This window comes from Acinetobacter sp. 1207_04, assembly GCF_052850415.1.
Genome location: NZ_VXCQ01000020.1, coordinates 1 through 19,810, shown reverse-complemented (window position 1 = coordinate 19,810; position 19,810 = coordinate 1). Strand labels below are relative to the sequence as shown.

The 19,810-nt window shown below is 36.6% G+C and carries 21 protein-coding genes; 12 read left to right on the top strand and 9 right to left on the bottom strand.

From position 1 onward, the window contains the following. Window positions 1-20 precede the first annotated feature (20 nt). The 4 genes from atpD to FW754_RS14920 all read left to right on the top strand — a co-directional run bounded on the left by atpD (window position 21) and on the right by FW754_RS14920 (window position 3,182). Window positions 21-1,415: a F0F1 ATP synthase subunit beta gene (gene atpD, locus FW754_RS14935; RefSeq protein WP_409512547.1), complete on the top strand. Its 1,395-nt coding sequence runs from the start codon at window positions 21-23 to the stop codon at window positions 1,413-1,415. A gap of 27 nt (window positions 1,416-1,442) precedes the next feature. Then, window positions 1,443-1,862, top strand: a complete 420-nt coding sequence (locus tag FW754_RS14930; protein WP_409512546.1) for a F0F1 ATP synthase subunit epsilon — start codon at window positions 1,443-1,445, stop codon at window positions 1,860-1,862. 489 nt (window positions 1,863-2,351) lie between these two features. Further along, window positions 2,352-2,645 carry a DUF4145 domain-containing protein gene (locus tag FW754_RS14925; RefSeq protein ID WP_446325083.1) on the top strand — a complete coding sequence of 98 codons (294 nt, stop codon included), beginning with the start codon at window positions 2,352-2,354 and terminating at the stop codon, window positions 2,643-2,645. Between the two features lie 240 nt (window positions 2,646-2,885). Next, complete coding sequence (locus FW754_RS14920) at window positions 2,886-3,182, top strand: hypothetical protein (protein ID WP_446325082.1); 297 nt, start codon at window positions 2,886-2,888, stop codon at window positions 3,180-3,182. Between the two features lie 13 nt (window positions 3,183-3,195). On the opposite strand, the gene FW754_RS14915 is transcribed toward FW754_RS14920, so the two are convergent. Beyond that, window positions 3,196-3,639 (bottom strand): AAA family ATPase, encoded by a 444-nt coding sequence (locus FW754_RS14915; protein ID WP_446325081.1) that lies wholly within the window; start codon window positions 3,637-3,639, stop codon window positions 3,196-3,198. Window positions 3,640-3,723: 84 nt separating this feature from the next. Between FW754_RS14915 and FW754_RS14910 the strand changes: the two genes are divergently transcribed. Then, window positions 3,724-4,185: a hypothetical protein gene (locus FW754_RS14910; protein ID WP_446325080.1), complete on the top strand. Its 462-nt coding sequence runs from the start codon at window positions 3,724-3,726 to the stop codon at window positions 4,183-4,185. A gap of 2 nt (window positions 4,186-4,187) precedes the next feature. Here the strand turns inward: FW754_RS14910 and FW754_RS14905 are convergent, their stop codons facing one another. The 4 genes from FW754_RS14905 to FW754_RS14890 form a co-directional block, all read right to left on the bottom strand. Then, window positions 4,188-4,784: a hypothetical protein gene (locus FW754_RS14905; RefSeq protein WP_446325079.1), complete on the bottom strand. Its 597-nt coding sequence runs from the start codon at window positions 4,782-4,784 to the stop codon at window positions 4,188-4,190. Between the two features lie 184 nt (window positions 4,785-4,968). After that, on the bottom strand, window positions 4,969-5,511 hold the full coding sequence (locus tag FW754_RS14900; protein ID WP_446325078.1) for a glutathione peroxidase: 543 nt from the start codon (window positions 5,509-5,511) through the stop codon (window positions 4,969-4,971). A gap of 192 nt (window positions 5,512-5,703) precedes the next feature. Continuing rightward, complete coding sequence (locus FW754_RS14895; RefSeq protein WP_419349123.1) at window positions 5,704-6,228, bottom strand: hypothetical protein; 525 nt, start codon at window positions 6,226-6,228, stop codon at window positions 5,704-5,706. A gap of 216 nt (window positions 6,229-6,444) precedes the next feature. Then, window positions 6,445-7,191, bottom strand: coding sequence for an AraC family transcriptional regulator (locus FW754_RS14890; RefSeq protein ID WP_409512538.1), 747 nt, complete (start codon window positions 7,189-7,191; stop codon window positions 6,445-6,447). A 299-nt stretch (window positions 7,192-7,490) separates the two neighbouring features. On the opposite strand from FW754_RS14890, the gene FW754_RS14885 reads away from it, so the two are divergent. Beyond that, on the top strand, window positions 7,491-8,366 hold the full coding sequence (locus FW754_RS14885; RefSeq protein ID WP_446325102.1) for a DMT family transporter: 876 nt from the start codon (window positions 7,491-7,493) through the stop codon (window positions 8,364-8,366). A gap of 468 nt (window positions 8,367-8,834) precedes the next feature. On the opposite strand, the gene FW754_RS14880 is transcribed toward FW754_RS14885, so the two are convergent. The 3 genes from FW754_RS14880 to FW754_RS14870 are packed head-to-tail and all read right to left on the bottom strand — an operon-like array spanning window position 8,835 to window position 11,784. Next, on the bottom strand, window positions 8,835-9,404 hold the full coding sequence (locus FW754_RS14880; RefSeq protein WP_446325077.1) for an L-threonylcarbamoyladenylate synthase: 570 nt from the start codon (window positions 9,402-9,404) through the stop codon (window positions 8,835-8,837). A 41-nt stretch (window positions 9,405-9,445) separates the two neighbouring features. Beyond that, window positions 9,446-10,606: a DNA-processing protein DprA gene (dprA, locus tag FW754_RS14875; protein ID WP_409512536.1), complete on the bottom strand. Its 1,161-nt coding sequence runs from the start codon at window positions 10,604-10,606 to the stop codon at window positions 9,446-9,448. A gap of 23 nt (window positions 10,607-10,629) precedes the next feature. Then, window positions 10,630-11,784, bottom strand: coding sequence for a LysM peptidoglycan-binding domain-containing protein (locus FW754_RS14870; protein WP_409512535.1), 1,155 nt, complete (start codon window positions 11,782-11,784; stop codon window positions 10,630-10,632). A gap of 124 nt (window positions 11,785-11,908) precedes the next feature. On the opposite strand from FW754_RS14870, the gene def reads away from it, so the two are divergent. The 5 genes from def (at window position 11,909) to FW754_RS14845 (ending at window position 17,789) form a co-directional block, all read left to right on the top strand. Beyond that, the gene (gene def, locus FW754_RS14865; RefSeq protein WP_409512534.1) at window positions 11,909-12,439 is read left to right on the top strand and encodes a peptide deformylase; all 531 of its coding nucleotides are present in this window, start codon (window positions 11,909-11,911) and stop codon (window positions 12,437-12,439) included. 89 nt (window positions 12,440-12,528) lie between these two features. Next, window positions 12,529-13,086, top strand: a complete 558-nt coding sequence (locus FW754_RS14860; RefSeq protein WP_446325101.1) for a DUF2946 domain-containing protein — start codon at window positions 12,529-12,531, stop codon at window positions 13,084-13,086. Window positions 13,087-13,171: 85 nt separating this feature from the next. Beyond that, complete coding sequence (locus FW754_RS14855) at window positions 13,172-15,286, top strand: TonB-dependent copper receptor (protein WP_446325076.1); 2,115 nt, start codon at window positions 13,172-13,174, stop codon at window positions 15,284-15,286. Between the two features lie 106 nt (window positions 15,287-15,392). Continuing rightward, window positions 15,393-16,559 carry a hypothetical protein gene (locus FW754_RS14850; RefSeq protein ID WP_409512532.1) on the top strand — a complete coding sequence of 389 codons (1,167 nt, stop codon included), beginning with the start codon at window positions 15,393-15,395 and terminating at the stop codon, window positions 16,557-16,559. Between the two features lie 24 nt (window positions 16,560-16,583). Beyond that, entirely contained in the window at window positions 16,584-17,789 is a 1,206-nt protein-coding gene (locus tag FW754_RS14845; RefSeq protein ID WP_446325075.1) for a hypothetical protein, read from the top strand. Window positions 17,790-17,808: 19 nt separating this feature from the next. Here the strand turns inward: FW754_RS14845 and FW754_RS14840 are convergent, their stop codons facing one another. After that, the gene (locus FW754_RS14840) at window positions 17,809-19,017 is read right to left on the bottom strand and encodes an oxygenase MpaB family protein (protein ID WP_446325074.1); all 1,209 of its coding nucleotides are present in this window, start codon (window positions 19,015-19,017) and stop codon (window positions 17,809-17,811) included. An 86-nt stretch (window positions 19,018-19,103) separates the two neighbouring features. On the opposite strand from FW754_RS14840, the gene FW754_RS14835 reads away from it, so the two are divergent. Next, window positions 19,104-19,700 (top strand): TetR/AcrR family transcriptional regulator, encoded by a 597-nt coding sequence (locus tag FW754_RS14835; RefSeq protein WP_446325073.1) that lies wholly within the window; start codon window positions 19,104-19,106, stop codon window positions 19,698-19,700. Window positions 19,701-19,810: the final 110 nt, after the last annotated feature.

Here is a 19,810-nt window from a genome sequence, read left to right as displayed (position 1 = left end):
TTTGAATTGAGGAGACAGCAATGAATAGCGGTCGTATCATTCAGATCATCGGCGCGGTTATCGACGTCGAGTTTGAACGCAACAGCGTTCCTAAGATCTATGACGCTCTCCATGTTGATGGTACTGAAACTACTTTAGAAGTTCAGCAACAACTTGGTGATGGCGTAGTTCGTACTATTGCAATGGGTTCTACTGAAGGCCTTAAGCGTGGTTTGAACGCAACGAATACTGGCGCTCCAATCTCTGTACCTGTAGGTACAGCGACTCTTGGTCGTATCATGGACGTTCTTGGTCGCCCGATCGATGAAGCTGGTCCTGTTGCAACCGAAGCGCGTTTGCCAATTCACCGTCAAGCACCTTCTTATGCTGAACAAGCTGCTTCTACTGACCTTTTAGAAACTGGTATTAAAGTCATTGACTTACTTTGCCCGTTTGCTAAAGGTGGTAAAGTTGGTCTGTTCGGTGGTGCCGGTGTTGGTAAAACTGTAAACATGATGGAGTTGATCAACAACATCGCTAAAGCTCACTCAGGTTTATCTGTGTTTGCTGGTGTTGGTGAGCGTACTCGTGAAGGTAATGACTTCTATCACGAAATGAAAGACTCTAACGTTCTAGACAAAGTAGCAATGGTCTACGGTCAGATGAATGAGCCACCAGGCAACCGTTTACGCGTAGCGTTGACTGGTTTGACTATGGCTGAGTATTTCCGTGACGAGAAAGACGAAAACGGCAAAGGTCGTGATGTATTATTGTTCGTAGATAATATCTATCGTTATACACTAGCGGGTACTGAAGTATCAGCACTTCTAGGTCGTATGCCATCTGCAGTAGGTTATCAGCCTACACTTGCAGAAGAGATGGGTGTTCTTCAAGAACGTATTACATCGACTAAGTCTGGTTCTATTACGTCAATTCAAGCGGTATACGTACCTGCCGATGACTTAACAGATCCATCGCCTGCAACTACATTTGCTCACTTAGATGCAACTGTAGTATTGAGCCGTGACATCGCATCTTCTGGTATTTATCCAGCGATCGATCCACTTGACTCTACTTCACGCCAATTAGATCCTTTAGTTGTTGGTACTGAGCATTACGAAATTGCTCGTTCAGTTCAAAACGTTCTTCAACGTTATAAAGAATTGAAAGACATTATCGCAATTCTTGGTATGGATGAGCTTGCAGAAGAAGACAAATTGACTGTTTACCGTGCGCGTAAAATTCAACGTTTCTTCTCTCAGCCATTCCACGTAGCTGAAGTGTTTACTGGTGCTCCTGGTAAACTTGTACCGCTTAAAGAAACGATTCGTGGCTTTAAAGGTCTGTTAGCTGGTGAATTCGACCACATTCCAGAACAAGCGTTCTATATGGTTGGTGGTATTGACGAAGTGATCGCTAAAGCCGAGAAGCTTTAATTAGCAACTCTATTTTAGGAGATTCACATGTCGACTATGCAATGTGACGTTGTAAGTGTTAAAGAGTCTTTGTACTCTGGCGCTGTGACTATGCTAATTGCAAAAGGTGCTGGCGGTGAACTGGGTATTATGCCTGGTCATGCTCCGTTGGTAACTTTGCTTAAGCCGGGCGCGATTCGCGTTCTGCTTGAAAATGGTACAGAAGAGTTAATCTATGTATCTGGTGGTGTTTTAGAAGTTCAACCGCATGTTGTTACGATTCTTGCAGATACTGCAGTTCGTGCCGATAACTTAGATGAAGCTGCAATTTTAGAAGCACGTAAAAATGCTGAAACTTTGCTTGCAAATCAAAAGAGCGATTTGGACTCGGCTGCTGCTTTGGCTGCTCTTGCAGAAACTGCTGCTCAGTTGGATACCATCCGCAAAATCAAGAACCGTGCTCAATAAGACACAGTTCGAGATTGAAGAACCGTCCGAAAGGGCGGTTTTTTTATGCTATAAATAAGATTAAATTTGAACAATATAAGGTCTTTTGATGCAAAAGAATAATTGATTCTGTCCCATGTTCTAAAAAATTGAGAAATTAGAGCAAGTTGAGAATTTTGAAAAATGCTTATGTTTAATTTGTAACGTTGCAATAAAGCATGAAGTTTTTATAAATATTAGAAATCATATAATTTATGAAGATGAGTGTCTTAGACTTTATGAGTGTTATCAAATAATAAAATGCATAAATTGCGATGATATATCTTTTTGCAAGGAAAAATGGGACCCTGATGATATTGTAGTTATTGGTCAAGATATTTATGGAAACAATATATTAGATATACCATCACAAATGAATATTTATCCTATACGCGATGAGGAAACAGCTTTTTCAAAAAAATTTAAAAAATTCTACCATAAGAGATTTATTTAACTTATGAAGAGGTAATAATGGCTCTAAATAATAAGATACCTTTATTAACCGAATTCGGTTTAAGCACTCTTTTAGAGAAAACAATTAAGTACTTTGGGAAATCTGATGATTTAGGGGGTATTTTAAATCAATTTGAGAGTGGTGGATTTATCTCCACAAAACAAAGAGAATTGTTGGATAATATTCGTTATTTAGGTAATGATGCAACTCATCGAGCAGACTTTAAGTCTAGAAAAGAGTTAATTTTATATCTTAAGGTTTTAGAAAATTTAATTCATCAGCTTTTTTGTATATTACAAATTGGAGAATGAGGTATCAAAAAGAGTAGTGAATAGCATTAAGTTGAAATCATCTCCAAGACACTTTATATCTGTAGTTAGAGAAACCATACATAAAAGAAAGCCAAAGAAAAAACTGTAATTTTCTAAATTTAGGCACATGAAAGCTGTATATATCTACTGATTTAATTTAAAGATAGACCACCTAAAGTTGCATGTATTAAATTGTGTACTTAGCATAATCTAAAGAATAAAAAAGGATTTCAAAAAATTATGCACCTCATTGAACAGCAACCACACTTTTGGGAACTCTACCAAGATGATTCCAATTACTATCTCAGCATTGCAATAGATATGAGTTCAGTTGTCTCTTGTTGGGATATTAAACTTACTGAAAATGAAATTAAAAGATTCCAATCACAAGGTAGAGTGGCTATTGAAGAAATAGCAGGTTTAATTGTGAGGGAAACTTATCGAGGGGATTTCTCCACTTTAGAATCAAGAAAAGTATCAGCAGACATTGAACAACAAATCCAAATGACTTTTAAAGCGTGGCACTCTACTCAGTAATTATTGATTACTTTTAGTCATTTATGGGTAGGATCGAAAATCCATTGTTTTCAATTAGTTTAACTTTAAACAGTGCATTAAACCCTTCTGAAGATGTCGGCTTTTGCAGTTTGTAGAAAGTGGCTTTCACACCTTGTTCAGGAATATTGGCTTTGCCTTCACGTTGTGTATTGCGGTGTAAAGTACTTTCTAAATCGGTTTCAAAATAAAAAGAAACTATATCAAAGTCAGCATCTTTTGCCCGTTGAATATAACGCTCACGGTCATGAATCGTCATATTGGTATTATCAATTACCATTTTGGTTTTGGATCGTAATGCCGCCTCAAACAAAATATTTTCACGATGCCTAGTTTTCAACATATCGAGGTTGATGCGCAGATGTGTATCATAAAAATAATGTTTATAAAATGTTGACTTACCCGATGCTTGAACACCTGTAAAAATAATCAGTTGCATAGATGGCTACAAAAATATGCTAAATTGTGTGGTAAATCATGCAAGATAGACCTATGAGAATCAAGCTTAAGTTTAAAAATTAAAATGAAAAAAGTATTATTAGAGAAGGCCTTATTGTATTTTTGTATTGTAAGTATTTTGAGCGCCTGTCAGCATCAATTTGAACTAACCAAGACTCAGCCAACTGAAGCGGCTTTGGTGGCAAATTCAATTCAAAATGGCATGCAAGCAGAATTAGAAATTAACTATTTACAAGCCTACAAAAATTTAAAATTAGCCTATAGCCAATGTATTGCATTTACATCAAAGCAAGATTTTGTTTTTACAGATAGTAAATTGGAAGAACACTTTGAAATGGGGACGATTTTCGCTCGAAGTAAAGGCGGTGCTTATTTATCTAAAGTTTTGTTAGAAAGTGTTGAGCCTCATAAAACTCGTTTAACATTATTTGTACCAAAGGATTACCCTTATGCAAGTTCACGGTTTCGTCAGGAAATCAAACGGGCAAAAGGGCAGGATACTCAATGTAATATTAAAATAGAGTAACTTTATTCCTTTGTGGAATTAGCATCAGCAGTTGGAATGAGCATAGCCGCAAGTTTAAGCATTTCAGTTTGAATATTGCCAACTTGTTGTTCAAACTGTTTAATGTTGATTTTACTCACATCAATATTGCCATTGAGTAATGCTGAATTGAGTAACTCTTTATTGCTTTGTAAAACATGTTGACGAATATCATCAATTTCCTGACTTTTTAAATCTAGGGAAATGAGGGCTGTATTGAAGCCTTGTAGTTCTTGGCTTAATGTTTTTACTATATTTTGCAATTCATTTTGGTCTTTGGATTCAATCGCATTTTGTAGATCTGCTTGTGCTTGGGTCAATTTTTCAACATAGCCACCTGCTTTAAATTGAACATCAGCTACATCGCGAGCGATATAGAACATATTGCCACTTTTAAGTTCAGATTGAGTTTGTGTTGTATCTGCCTGATTTTCATGGTCACTATGAGCCTGCTCTGATGATGCTTTAGCATTTGAGTTCTGAGAGTTTGATTGTTCAGGTGAAGGCTCACATCCCAATAACAAAATACCTGAGGTAAAAATGACAAAAGGGAGGAGTGCCCCTTGGACGAGCTTTTTCATTGCATGCATCTGAATTTCTTTAAAATACTTTGACTATTGGTTTTGAACTATAAAGTGGAAATGTGAATAAAAATTGGATTGTTGCAAAGTCATAACAATAAGCCATATCAATACATAAAAAGGAACGCTATTCGTTCCTTTTTACCGTGTATTTGAATCATTCTAAATTGGGTCAAGCAATAACTTATTTAGCAAGTTCAGTTTGCAAAACTTCGAGTAAGCGTGGATCATCGGCTGTAATGTCTGGTGCAAAACGCGCAACAACTTCACCTTGTTTATTTACGATAAATTTTTCAAAGTTCCATAGTACTTCAGGTTTTGGATTTGGTGTTAAACCATAATCAACAAGATCTTTCCACCATGGACCTTCACCTAGACGTTCAGGAATAGCGTGAATGAGTGTGTCATACAATGGGTGTTTGTCATCGCCTGCCACAGAAATTTTGGCAAATAATGGAAACTCGACATTGTAAGTCAAAGAGCAGAACTTCTGAATTTCTTCATCTGTGCCTGGTTCTTGTGCAAGAAAATTATTTGCAGGAAAACCAAGAATTTCTAAACCTTGATCTTTCTTTTCAGAATACAGTTTTTCAAGTCCTTCATATTGCGGAGTTAAACCACATTTTGAAGCAACATTAACAATTAAAAGAACTTTGCCTTCATATTGATTAAGTGTGGTGTCTGTACCTTGTATGGTTTTGACTGGAATATCGTATACAGATGCCATGCTGAAATCCTTGCTATGTTTATCTAGTTTGAGTGTATGTTTTAACGATAATTCAGCGTCTAGACAAGTTTTTCTCAACTTAAATGCAAATTTAATTTTTAGTAGATCAATCAAGTGTGAGTGAGATCAAAAAAGCAGATCAAATGATCTGCTTTTACAGTAAAAATAAATAATTATAGATTTAGATCATGATTATTTTACAGCTTGTAGAGCTTGCATTTCAGCGAGTACAGTTTTTTGAAGTTCCATTGCTTGAGTTTGTAATTGTTGAAGTTTTGCTGTATCTGGTGGCATTTTAATACTTTCTTCTGAAAGCGAAAGGCTCAGAGTATTTGCTTCTTTCATTTTGTCACGTAGAGAAGCACCTTCACTACTTTTTAATGCCAAACCATCTAAATCATTATTGAAATTGGTAACATAGGTTTTTAAATTATCAACAATACCTGAAATTGCCGACTTATCGCCTTTTTGAGCTGCTTTCATCATGTCTTGCTGAAATGTTAAAGCTTCTTGCGCACGCGTACTAGAAAGGGTTTGGATGGTAACAAAATCACTTTTCATATCTGCACTATTTGCTGTACTGAGTGTTGCAGCAGGAGCAGATGTTGTGGTTGCTGGTGTATTGCTTGAGCTTGAAGTGTTTTCGTTAGATTTTTTGTCACATGCAGTTAAAATTAAAGCTGCTGTACAGAGTGAAACGAGTAATGATTTTTTCATTATAAGACCTTTATTATTGAGAATAAAAATTTAAATCCGAATACTTTAAGGCATATATTTAAATATGCTTGCTACATATATAAGTTAAATTCTCATAATTAGACCTAAATTGACTATAGTTTTTTTGTATATAAGGTTATTAAAATAACTTCATGGGTTGGAGTGCTGGTTAAAAAAACAGAATAAAAAACATCCGATTTATCTTTTTAGATACGCTTATTGGTGTCGCATTTGGGCAGGAGTTTGACCTGTAAAGCGTTTAAAAAATTCAATAAAACTAGAGCTATGTTGATAACCAAGTTCCAAACCAATTTTTTTAATGGATACACCTTGTTGAATTTGTGAGATAGCGTAGATGATTTTAGAGCGATTACGCCATTCAGATAGACTCATTTGTAATTGTTGCTGACTCAGTCGCAATGCATGTCTTTCAGAAATTTGAACCTGATCTAAAATTTCTTGCAAACTTAAATGAAAATGCTGAGTTTCAGACAGGCGATCAAGAATGGGTTTTAAAATAGGATGATTACTCTGTGGAAGATAATGTTGATAATGGGTACTTTTTTGAATTTGTCGAAAGAGCAATTGTAAAAGTTGCTCATAATATTCGGGATCGCTACATCTTTGTTTTTGTTGCTCTAAAATTTCAGTTATGGTCTGACGTAAAAAAGGGCGTACATTTAATGTTTGAGTGAGTTGAGCAAAAGACTGACACAGTTTAGGGTGAATTCGAATACAAATATAATGGGTTAAATGCTCATTCACCGCAGTACAACAATGTTCAGTCTGTGGTGGAATCCATAGACCATAATTGGGTGGTGATAGATAAATTTGGTCTGCGACATTGAGCTCTAAAGTACCATTCAAACTCAAATTAAAATCTCCCCATAAATTGCAATGTGGAGTCACAACATCATGTTTTTGATAAAAAAATTCATCAATTGAAATCAGTGTGGAAAACATATTTACATCCATTGATTTTCAGTACAATTAGCTTGCTTGGCACTATAAAAATTGTCAACTGTACTTCAGCTTGATTGTTATTGTGGGTGGTGTAGGAAGTAATTGATTAATCACATTCTCTCATGCTTTGATTTTAAAATATAAATGGGGCGGAAATGCCCTATATATGTCTGAAATACCATATTTTAATTTAATTGGACTTAATTGATAATGTTTCTCAGTAAATAGGTGAGCGTAATGGGCGTAACCTTGATTGTTTCAGTAGCAGAGAGATGAAAATGTTAAAGACTCAACAAAAAATGTGGTGGGCATTTGCGCTTCCTCTGCTTGCTGTATTTATTTGGTCAATGAATATTGCAGTTACACGCTATGTAGCAGACTACATTTCACCTGTGAGTATTAGTTTTTATCGTTGGTTGATTGCTTTTATTGTTTTAACCCCATTTATGGCAATAAAAGTATGGCAACAACGTCAATTGATTAAAGCTCATTTACATCAATTTGCTGTACTGAGTGCTTTTGGTATGGCGTTATATCAAGGTCTAGCGTATAGCGCATCGCATCATACTTCGGCGACCAATATGGGTATTATTAATGCCTTTATTCCTGTATTTACGCTCTTTGTATCATTCGTAATTTTAAAAGAAGTGCCTAATCGTTTTGCTGTAATGGGCAGTCTTTTGTCATTTACAGGTCTACTGTATGTCATGGGACAGGGGAGTTTCATCAGCTTATTGCAACTTGGGCAACATTGGGGCGATATCATGATGATCTTTGCTGTTTTTTTCTACGCATTTTATGGTGTTTTTTTGAAAAAATGGCAACTGAAGGTTCCCTTACTCATTAGCCTTTATGTTCAGATTGGATTTACCTTGATCTACCATTTACCCTTTGTCTTATGGAATGGTCTAGATTCGCTAAATGCAGAAAATGCCGCTAGTGTTTTTTATGCAGGTATTTTCCCTTCATTGATGGCACCTTTGCTGTGGATGATGGCAGTGCAATATATTGGTCCTAATCGAACGAGTATTTTTATGAATTTGATGCCTGTCTTTACTGCCATTATTGCGTATTTTTGGTTAAAAGAAGCGTGGACGGTTTATCATAGTATTGGCGGTGTAATTATTGTACTTGGCATTATATTGGCACAAAAAAAGCGCAAAGTTACGGTATAAATCTCAGTTATTTATATTATATAATTAGACAAAAGTGGAAAGTTACACTAATTTGATTAAAAAACAAACAAATAAAACCTATTTTGGGGATCAAATGCATGATTTTATGAGCTTATAGTGATCTGTATAAATGTAAAAAAAATAAATTTAATAAACTATAAGAATAACTTAGTTTGAATACCTTTTTTGTATTTCACTTTTTTGCATTTATATCTCTAAACATAAGATAAATAAAATATTTGTATAAAAAAATCATTTATCGCATAATACTCGCATTGAAAATCACAGTTCTTCTAATAATTTATAAACTGATTTTCTCAATGAATTTTCAAGACCCTCTGGATGTGTTTTGCACATCCTTTTTCATGCTCAGTCACTTAGTTATGACTGAGCTTTTTTTTTGTCTATTCAATTATAATTAACAAAATGAATTAATATTTAAGGGATGTTTAAGCAATAAAATTACAGTTAAGCACGAATAATGTTTCCAGATTCAGCATCTAAAATTTTACTAGGTTCAGTGCCTAAGCCTAAGTCCCCATTTAAGTAATTGATTTCAAAGTTAAAGTATTGATTTGCATCTTGTAGTGAGCGTGCAGGTTCAAGCCCAGCAGGATTGGCACTAGTCGATACAATAAAGCCATTAAACGCATTACAGAGAGCAACACAGAGTGGATGTGTTGTGACACGGACAGCAACTTTAGGATGGTCACCTTTAATCCAAGTCGGGATATGCTCATCGGCAGGAAGTAACCATGTCGTAGCGCGATCATTCAATGTACGATTTGTCCATGTTTCAATAATTTGTTCACGAACAGCAGGTTGTAAATTTTGTAACAGATGCTCAACTTGATTGATGTGGCTAGCAAGCAAAATCACTCCTTTTTCAATTGGTCGTTGTTTCAGGCGTAAAATTTCAAGGAAAGCGTGTTCATTAAATGGGTCGCAACCTAAGCCCCATACTGCTTCTGTCGGATAGGCAAGTACTTTGCCTTGAGTTAAATATTCGGCAGCTTCAGCAACTGAGGTTGTAATCATAGATCCGTACCTTGGCAAAGTTGAAAAGGTTATTGTGAACCTTAAAAACTTTTACGGCAACGTAAGTAAAGCCCAGATTGTTGAATACACAGTCCTAAAAGTTCTAGTTCCATGAGTGATGCAGTTAATTCGGCAATATTGATATTGAGTTTTTCTGAAAGAGAATCAATATCTTGTCCAGTCCAATCAAGTTGCTGATACAGTAAAAATAGATGTTGAGGAATGTCGTTAGAAGTACCAGTATTTATTGTTGGGCTTATGTCAGTACGTGAACTTTCATCATTTTTTTGTTGGTAATGCCATTGTGTAGGTAGGGCAACATCTTCAATCAATTGCTCAGGATGATCAACCAAAATCGCTCCTTCACGAATCAGTTGATGACAACCACGATGAAAATCACTGTAAATATGCCCTGGAATAGCAAAAGTAAGTTTACCTTGTTCGGCGGCTAATTTTGCTGTAATGAGTGAGCCACTTTCGACAGCTGCTTCGGCAACGAGTATTCCAATACTGAGCCCACTGACAATACGATTGCGCCGAGGAAAGTGTTGTTGCAATGGCTTTGTATTCGGTAAAAATTCAGAAATCACGGTTCCTGAATTTTGTAGAATCTTCTTCTGTAATCCTGCATTTTGTGATGGATAAGTGAGATCAAGCCCTGTACCAATCACAGCAATGGTTCGATGATTTTCAAGCGCTCCCATATGAGCAGCTTCATCAATTCCTTGTGCTAGTCCACTCGTAATAAAAAAGCCTTTTTCACTTAAATAATAGGCAAAATCAAAAGAAACCTGTTTGCCGTGTGGACTAGGCTTACGACTACCAACAATAGCAATTTGGGGTTGACTTAAATTTTGAAGATTACCTTTGCCAAATAAAATTGGAGGATGATCATTATAGGGAAGTAATTGTTGAGGATAGGACAGTTCAGACTCAGTCACAATAAAATCTGTATATTGCTTGATTTGATCAAGACAACGCTGAAATTTTTGCTCCCCAAGAGGTGTAAGTATCTCTTTGGCACGTTCTAAATGGCTTTTGTGGAGTTTGATTTCAGACCATTTAGATAAATTTTCGGTTGAAACCGCAGCTTCAACCGAACCAAAAAATTGTTCTAATTTACGAAAAGCAGAAAGTGAATGCTGAACCAAATACCACAGTTGAATGGTCTTTGCATGTTGCAAAGAAATTTGGTTCAGCATCGTTATTTACCTAAGTAAGAAGATTAGTAGCCTGTTGTAGGAGGTGGCTGAATTTCAGCACCAACTTTAATAGGTAATGAACTATCGAGTACATAAGCATAGCTTAACTGATCAAATGCTTTGAAAATCATGACTGTACCGACACGCTGATTAGGTAATTTCACCATTTCTTTAGTTTGCGGATCACGTACTGTTTCACCTTTTTGGTAAATGCTAAAGACTTGACCTGATTTCACACCATGTAATGCACCACGGTCTAAAGTGACAACACCATGTTGTGCAGCAGTTCCAATCGAACCTTGTACACGTACGACCTGACCACCGTCCGTCACTTCATTTGGAATTGTTGGATAGAACAGGCTTGGCATGTTGTTATCGTATTGTGGTAATACAAAATCACCTTTACGTACTTCAGCATTGAAACTCTTCGTGAGTTCAAGTGTTGTAATATCATTTTCATTTGCGACGGCAGTTGCAGATGCGACTTCAACTAGCTCAATGCCTGCATTGATTTTTTTACCTGTTGCGTCGGTAAATGTATACGGTTCACCTTGACGGAAAACACCATACTGCTGACCTGTCACCAAGCCATTACCACGTGCATAGACAGTTTGACCGGCACCTGTAATCACACGATTATCGGCTGCACCTAAAATATAAGGAATATTGGTCAGTGATTCAGGGGAAACTACAATACTATGATCAAGCCATTGTTGAATATATGCCAAAGGAACGACAGGAATAGTGTTGGCTAAAGATTCAATGCGTATCTGTGGTTGAAGCGAAGCACCACCTTGATGACGACGAATAATGCCTTCGCAACCATCGCCTTCATCTTTACCAATGAGTGGGCGACCATCAAGTGTACAGAGCAAAAGTTTATCACCAGGATAAATCCAGTGTGGATTTTTAACGTGGCGGTTGCTTGCCCAAATTTCTTTCCAACGCCAAGGACTATTTAAGAATTTCCCAGCAATATCCCACAGTGTATCGCCACGTTTAACGACATAGACATAGGGTGCACTTGCTTTTAATGCGGGTGGATTTTGGTTCGGACTTGCTGCAACAGCAACATCCATATAAGCGACACCTGCGCTAACACAAAGTGCGATTGCAAGAACGTGTTTTTTAAACCCCGTGGCATGAAAGTTAACTATGCCCTTGAAAACCTTTTTCATTATCATAATTCCTGAAACTATGGATCTATATGCGTTATAATAAACATCTTACACATTTTTTTTTAATGAAGCATAATTCTTCATTTAGTTTTAAGATCAATGGCATAGCCAGTGAGGATACAGTATGGCCTTATTACCTATTTTAAGTTTTCCTGATCCCCGTTTGCGCACCATTGCAAAACCTGTCGAAACCGTGACAGATGATATTCGTCAATTGGCCGCTGACATGTTTGAAACCATGTATGAAGCACCCGGTATAGGCTTGGCTGCGACACAAGTTGATCATCATATTCAGCTCATCGTTATGGATTTGTCTGAAAATAAAGATCAACCGATGGTATTCATTAACCCCAAAGTTACTTCATTGACTGAAGAAATGCTACCGTATGAAGAAGGATGTTTATCCGTTCCTCAAATATACGATAAAGTTGAGCGTCCGTCACGCGTGAAAATCAATGCAATTGGTTTAGATGGTCAAGCATTTGAAATGGAAGCAGATGGATTACTCGCAGTGTGTATTCAACATGAAATGGATCACTTGAACGGTAAACTATTTGTCGATTATCTTTCGCCTTTAAAACGTCAACGGGCACGTGAAAAAGTAGAGAAAGTAGTACGTCAACGTGTGAAAGATAAAGCACCTGTAAAGCGTTAAAATTTTGTTTTACATGTATGTGAAAGATGAAGCCCAATTTTGATTGGGCTTTGTTATACTAAAACCATGAAAATGTTGAGATGAACGTTTTGTTGTTGAGAATGGGGCTGCTGCTAGGATTCGGCGCAGTATTTTTACAGATTGCTGTTTTCTTACAGCCTTTGTTACCGAAGCAATATCAAATTGCTCCGGTCTGTGAAACTGTTTCTCAAGCTTTGTTACAGAGTAATTATTATCAAATTAAAAGTGCTCAGAGTCAGAGTAATCAACATTTAAACCATCAGCAATATGAAAAATCTTCGCTACATGACCATGCTCATTATGGCAGCAGTCATGATAACTATCAGCACATGCATCAGCAAAGTGCAGTTGAACATCAAAAGTCTGCTATTTACGTTGCCTCTGATCATCAAGTCCAGCAAGCATCAGTCAATCTAGGTCATGATCATCATGATCCAAATCATCAATGTCAGTATTGTACTGTTTATGGCAATTTAGTTTTACCTCCTGTGCTTGAAGTCAAAGAAGTCTTGGTGAAAATTCAAGTTCGCCTGATTGCTTTTCAGCAAGCCTATCTTCATGTTTGGTTTGCACTTCAACGTTTGTTTCTGCTCCCTCAAGGGCGAGCCCCTCCGCTTTTTGCATAACTTTAACGTTAAAACTTAGAACTTTAAATTTCAGAGTCTTGAATGGCTCTCGTACAGTTATATTTATGCATTAAGTGAGAAGAAAATGGCTAAGCCTAACTTTCTATTACAGCCTCTTGCGGCTGCGGTTTGTGTTGCGTGTTATTCAGGGATGATTCATGCAGAAGAACATTTAAAAACATCGGAATCTAGTGATTTAGTCGAGCAGTATTCCGCTGAGAAGTTAGCACCTATTGTCGTCACAGCCCAGTCAGCAAAGGGCGGTAATGGTTTAATAATTCATGCAGACCCTAAACAGCCGATTCAACCTGTACCTGCAACAGATGGTGCAGATTATTTACAAAGCATTATGGGTTTTAGTGCAATCAAAAATGGTGGTACCAATGGCGATGTGACCTTTAGAGGCATGTTTGGTTCACGTATTAAAATTTTAACGGATGGTAATGAAAGTCTAGGTGCTTGCCCAAGTCGTATGGATGCACCGACATCTTATATTCAGCCTGAAAGTTATGACCGAATTTCAGTCATTAAAGGACCTCAAACAGTCCAGTATGCCAATACAGGTTCGGCAGCGACGGTGATTTTTGAACGTCAGAAGCCAAAATTAAACAATGAAAAGCATTATGAAGGTCAGGCGAGTGTTCTACTTGGTTCATTTGGTCGTTTAGATCAAAATGTTGAAACTATTGTGGGCGATGAAACAAAGTATGTTCGTTTAAATGCCAATCGTTCAGAGTCTAATAGCTATCAAGATGGTGATGGCAATACCGTACCATCGGCATGGGAGCGTTGGAATAGCGATGTTGCAGTGGGTTGGACACCAAATGATGATACTTGGTTAGAGTTGACAGCAGGCAAAGGCGATGGTGAAGCCTTATATGCAGGTCGTGACATGGATGGTTCACAGTTTGCTCGTGAAAGTTTGGGGCTACGGTTTGAGAAAACGAATATTACTGATGTAATTAAGAAAGTAGAAGCATCAGTTAACTATAGTTATAACGATCATGTGATGGATAACTTTAGCTTACGTACACCACCAATGATGGAAATGACACATGGTCATCATACGATGTCGATGCCAAATCCTTCCGAGATGCAAGTTACACGTAGGACGCTCAATTCACGTTTGGCTATGACATCAGAATGGAATCAACTCAGTTTGATGACAGGTATCGATACACAGCAAAATCATCATGCTGGTAGTATGAAGTCAATGATGATGGATATGCCTTTAGCTACCAATATGAAGTTCAATTCATATGGTGCTTTTAGTGAACTTGGTTACCAATTGAATGATCAATATAAAGTAGTTGGTGGTGCGCGTATTGATCAAGTGAAGATTGATGCGATTAAGCTAAATGATGATCGAAAGGAAACATTACCAAGCGGGTTTATTCGTTTAGAGCATGAAAGCGCAGAGCATCAAGCAAAGAGTTATATAGGATTGGGTTATGTTGAACGTGTACCTGATTATTGGGAACTTTTTAGTACGGCACATGGTAATTCTTTACCAAGTACGATGGGCATGTCGAAACCGACATTTAATGATCTAGAGACAGAAAAAACGTTACAACTCGATTTGGGTTATCAACATCAACATGGCGCATTTAACTCGTGGGTTTCTGCTTATGCAGGCTTGATTAATGACTACATTCTTATGAGTTACCACAATCATCCAACGATGGGGGGACATGGTCATGGTTCATCTTTTAGTGCTGGTGCTAAAAATGTCGATGCTGTGATTGCTGGTGCAGAAGCAGGTGTGGGTTATCAATTTACCGATGCTATTCAAGCAGATTTAAGTGTGATGTATGCATGGGGTGAAAATAGTGAAAGCAATGATCCATTGCCACAGATTGCCCCACTAGAAGGACGCTTTAACTTACGTTATGTACAAGATAAATATACATTAGGTTTGTTATGGCGTGCCGTTGCACAGCAAGATCGAGTGAGTTTAAATCAGGGTAATATCGTGGGTTACGATATGGGTGAAAGCAAAGGCTTTAGCACTTTGGCCTTAAACGCTACATATCATATTGTAGATAATATTGATTTAGCTCTAGGCATTGATAATGTCCTTGATAAAACTTATACCGAACATTTAAACCGTGCAGGAAGTTCAGGGTTTGGTTTTGCATCTAATGAACAGTTTAATAATACTGGGCGCAATTATTGGGCACGGATTAGTATGAAATTTTAATTCAGCCTTTTGACGTTATGAATTGATTTTGAAAATAGAAACCATTGTCTGCTGACGGTGGTTTCTGTCACAATGTTTGCGTATAAAATTTAAGCGCAATTCATACATGAATGAACAAATCGAAATTTATATCAATAAATTAAAAAATTTTAGTGAAGTTTCTATTGCTGATACAGAGTGGACGGCTGAATTTGAACAAGCATTTCGTACAGAATTAAAACAGCAGGGAATTGATGAAATTCGGATTTATCGAACCCTTCAACAGCCTGATCGACGTCTAATTTGTCGTGTTTTTCATAAACCGAGTATAGAGGTTGAACAAGAATATAACGCACGCTCAATGTTAGGTGTTTTACTTCCGATTATTATTTTAATTTTATTGTACTTTTTACTTATTTCTCTCATTGCTTTGCGTCAAGAAGCCATGTTGACGACTGCATTTTTGATTTTTTTACCATTCAGCTTTGGGGCTTTAGTTGAATATCTGACGACATTAAATCGTCCGCATTCTATTGCTAAAGTTTTACTGCAACAATTATGGGTTTTACTCGCGATTATTGTGGTTGGTGGTGTAATTTTAAGAGAAGGCGTAATTTGCTTAATTATGGCAGCACCGATTTTTTTCGCATGCTCGACTTTAGGTGCTTTTGCAATGCGAGCGCTGTGTCGTCATTTGTGGAAACCTTCTAAAAAAATCTATTCGATTGCACTGTTGCCACTCTTAGGGCTTTTTCTATTGCCCGATTTATCGCAATATCATAATGGTATGACCAAACAAGAAATTGTGGTCAATGCGCCAATTGAAACTGTTTTTGCTTCTATTAATAATATTCAGCAGATTCAACCCAATGAAATTAAATATAGTCCTATTTTTACCATGGGCTTTCCAAAACCAATTTCAGGGATGACTGAACAAACAGAAGATGGATTGATGCGCCAAATTTATTGGCAACGAGATATTTATTTTCAAGAAAAAATTACGCAGTCCAATGCGCCAACACAGTTGGCATGGACGTATGTCTTTACACCACAATCTTTTCCAAAAGGCTCACTCGATGATCATTTGAAAATAGGTGGTCAATATTTCAATTTACTCACGACTGATTACAAACTTGAAGCTGTGAGTCCAACACAAACGCGTATGACCTTGAACATTGATTATCGCCTGTCTACAGAGGTGAATTGGTATGCCGATTTGTGGACACGTTATGTACTCAATGAATTTAGCGATGTTGTACTAAATATTTATAAACGTCGTTTGGAAAATAGTTGATGATTGAATAAAAAGGAAAAAATCATGATAACAGATGATGAAAAACAAAAAAATTTAAATGAATTAAAAAGAAAGCTCTGTGCAACTTTAATTGTCGAAGAATGGTGTGATGAGTTTAGAGCGGAATTAGTTGATTGGTTAGATTCTCATAATATTCAAAATTATCATTTTTATAGGAGCCTTAATGATGAAAAATTATTTTATATTGCATTAAAAAAAACCTATATTAATGAGCGTTTAGTCAGCGTGTATACAAAAAGTCAGGGTTTTAAGCGAAAATTTTTACCGTTTCTTGTCGCAATGTTCATAATTTTATTCACAGTTCTTTTAATGCGACACGGTTTTCTTAATGTTCGAGAAGGTTCAATAGAACAAAGTTTAATGCAAGCGACTGTCATCATTTTTGTTCCATTGTTGATAGGCATGTTTATTGAATATATTTCAAGCTTTGAAAATCCAAACTTATCTTTTTGGCGCATGGGAATAGATAGTCTTATAGGCTTGAGCTTACTTTTAATTGTCGGTGTACTTATTTTTCATGAAGGAATGGTTTGTTTAATTGTTCTAATTCCTTTGGCTTGGCTTGCAATTATGGTTGGTGCTGGTTTAATGCAAATCATTTGTTATTTTTTTTGGAAGCCCACAGCACAAATTTATTCATTGGCTTTACTTCCGCTTTTACTTTTTTTGATTTTACCTGATTTGAGCAAGCATTATTACGGGCAAACGCAACGTGAAATGATCATTCATGCAACTCAGGCACAAGTTTTTCAAGCGATTAATCATATTGGGAAAATTAAACCTGAAGAGGTTCCCAATAATTTTATTTTCACAATGGGTTTTCCAAAGCCTATTTTTGGTATGACTGAACAACGAGCGACAGGATTGGTTAGAACGATTCAATGGGAACGAGGTGTTCAATTTGAAGAGCAAGTTCAGGCAAATCATAAACCTTATTTGTTGAGTTGGAATTATCAATTTGACACTAATTCATTTCCAAAAGGCTCATTAGATGATCATGTGGAAGTAGGTGGAAAATACTTTGACCTACTCAAAACAGATTACCAATTAGAACAAGTGGACGCGAAGACCACAAAACTAATTCTCACTATTGATTATCGAGTATCTACAGAATTTAATTGGTATAGTCGGCTGTGGGTAAATTATATTTTAGGTGAATTTAGCGATGTCGTGATGAGCATTCATAAACATCGTTTGGAAAAAAGTTAAGGTTTAGTACCTTAACTTTTTACTGATGCATACTCGCCAATTGTTTTCCTGCATTTTGATATAAGGCGAGTGCATATTCTTGTTCTGCTCGGCCATGTTGTTGTAAATATTTTTTGAGCAGATCACTATGCCTTGCACCATTATAAATCAGTGTATTTTTTGCCAATAAATATAAGGGATACCATGCAAAGGGACGCGGTTTTAAGCCTAAGTCTTTCATCTTTTGTTTACCCAAAAATAACTGCGTAATATCGAGATGATTTCGATAGGCTTTTTTCTGAAAGAAAGTATTGAAATGTTTATATTGGCGTTCAAATGGTTCTTTGGACAAACTCTTTGCTAACATCTGACTGCTTGGATCGATTTTGGGATGGGCATAATTCATCCATTGTAGTAATTTCCATGCTTCGGACTCTTTGTTGACGAGCCATTTTTCTTCCACACCCATGAGCCAACCTGCATATTTCCAAAAATGCAGTACCGATTCGGCTTCTGATTTATTAGGGAAAATACCAATAGCACGAATCCCGAGGAGTAAGACACCACTAAAAGCAACATTTGTCATGGCTTGATCATATTGATTAATCGGTGTTCCCCATAGGTCATTGTCCCAATCAGGTGATTTTTTCAGTTGATAACGAATTAAAGAATGAATAAAACGTACATAAATTGTCGATGTAAAACCTGCATTAAAACGCTCGAAGCTGTTTATTTGGTTAACATCAAGCCACCATTTATGTGTTTCAGCTAAACGCTTACCTGCAAATTTTTTCAATGCACCTGTCATAATTAAAGGCTGATTGAATCCTGGATATTGATAACCCGTCATAAGTGCTAAATCTCGCAAAATAAAGGTGCCATTGCTCCCTAATCGTTGCGTGAAATTTACAGCATGATCAAGCTTGTCTTTGTTTAGCCATGTTGGTGGTGTTTCAATATGTTTAAAAAATTCAATTAAAATAGACTCAGGTGCTTCAAGTTGATCTACACCTTGATACAAAGCCATTTCAAAACGCTTGCGGTTACGCCGTGGATCAGTCATCACCCAATCCATCACTCGATCCATGGCAATATCACCCGCATATAGACTGTCATTCAATTCTAAATATTCTGCATAACTGGGAATAAAATTTTGATCGGTGATTTTATGTAGTACTTTAGATACCACATCACTCTTTGTTACACGCTCATAAGAAGCTAAACGTTTTGCAATTGGATGATTCAACATTGTATTGACCTTTTGATTGTTATTTAATCAAAACTATAATATGAATAATTATTCGCATTCAATTCGCATTTCACAGAGTAGATACTGTGAGGAAACAACCACAACAACAACGTGCCAAAAAAATTGTTGATGATATTTTGGAAGCAGCACAGCTTTGTATTGCAGAGCAGGGAATTGTGCAGGTTACGACACCTAAAATTGCAGAAAAATCAGGGGTCAGTGTCGGTTCAATTTATCAATATTTCGAAAATAAAGATGAAATCATTCAAGAGCTATTACGCCGTAAAAGTGAAAACTTGGGCATGGCGTTTAAACAGATTGCAATTGCACAAGAAAACTTAACACTCGCAGAAATTGTACCTATTAGCATCCAATTCGGTTTTGACATGATGAAAGCTGATGATGGCTTCTTTATGGAGGTGCTGAAACATTGGCATGGATATAATAATTCAGAAGCGGCGCAGATTTTAGAAAAGCATTTTTTTGAAGTGGGCATGTATGTCTTTAATCGTTACTTTCAGCACTGGAACTTCGAAACCTTAAGAAATAAATCCTTTGTGATTATCAATAGTACCTTGTTCACAATGATGCGATACGTGAGTAATAATAGTTTTCTTATTTCAGAACAACAACTTAAAAAAGAATTAAGTCAAATGATTTTGTCATACTTAGCATTTGATTAAAAAATTAACTTTTAATTTCAAAATAATTATTTATAAAAAACATATATTTATGCTTATTCTGGTTTATAAAGCGAGCACCTAAAAAATTAAAATTCAAAAAAGGGTTGTGC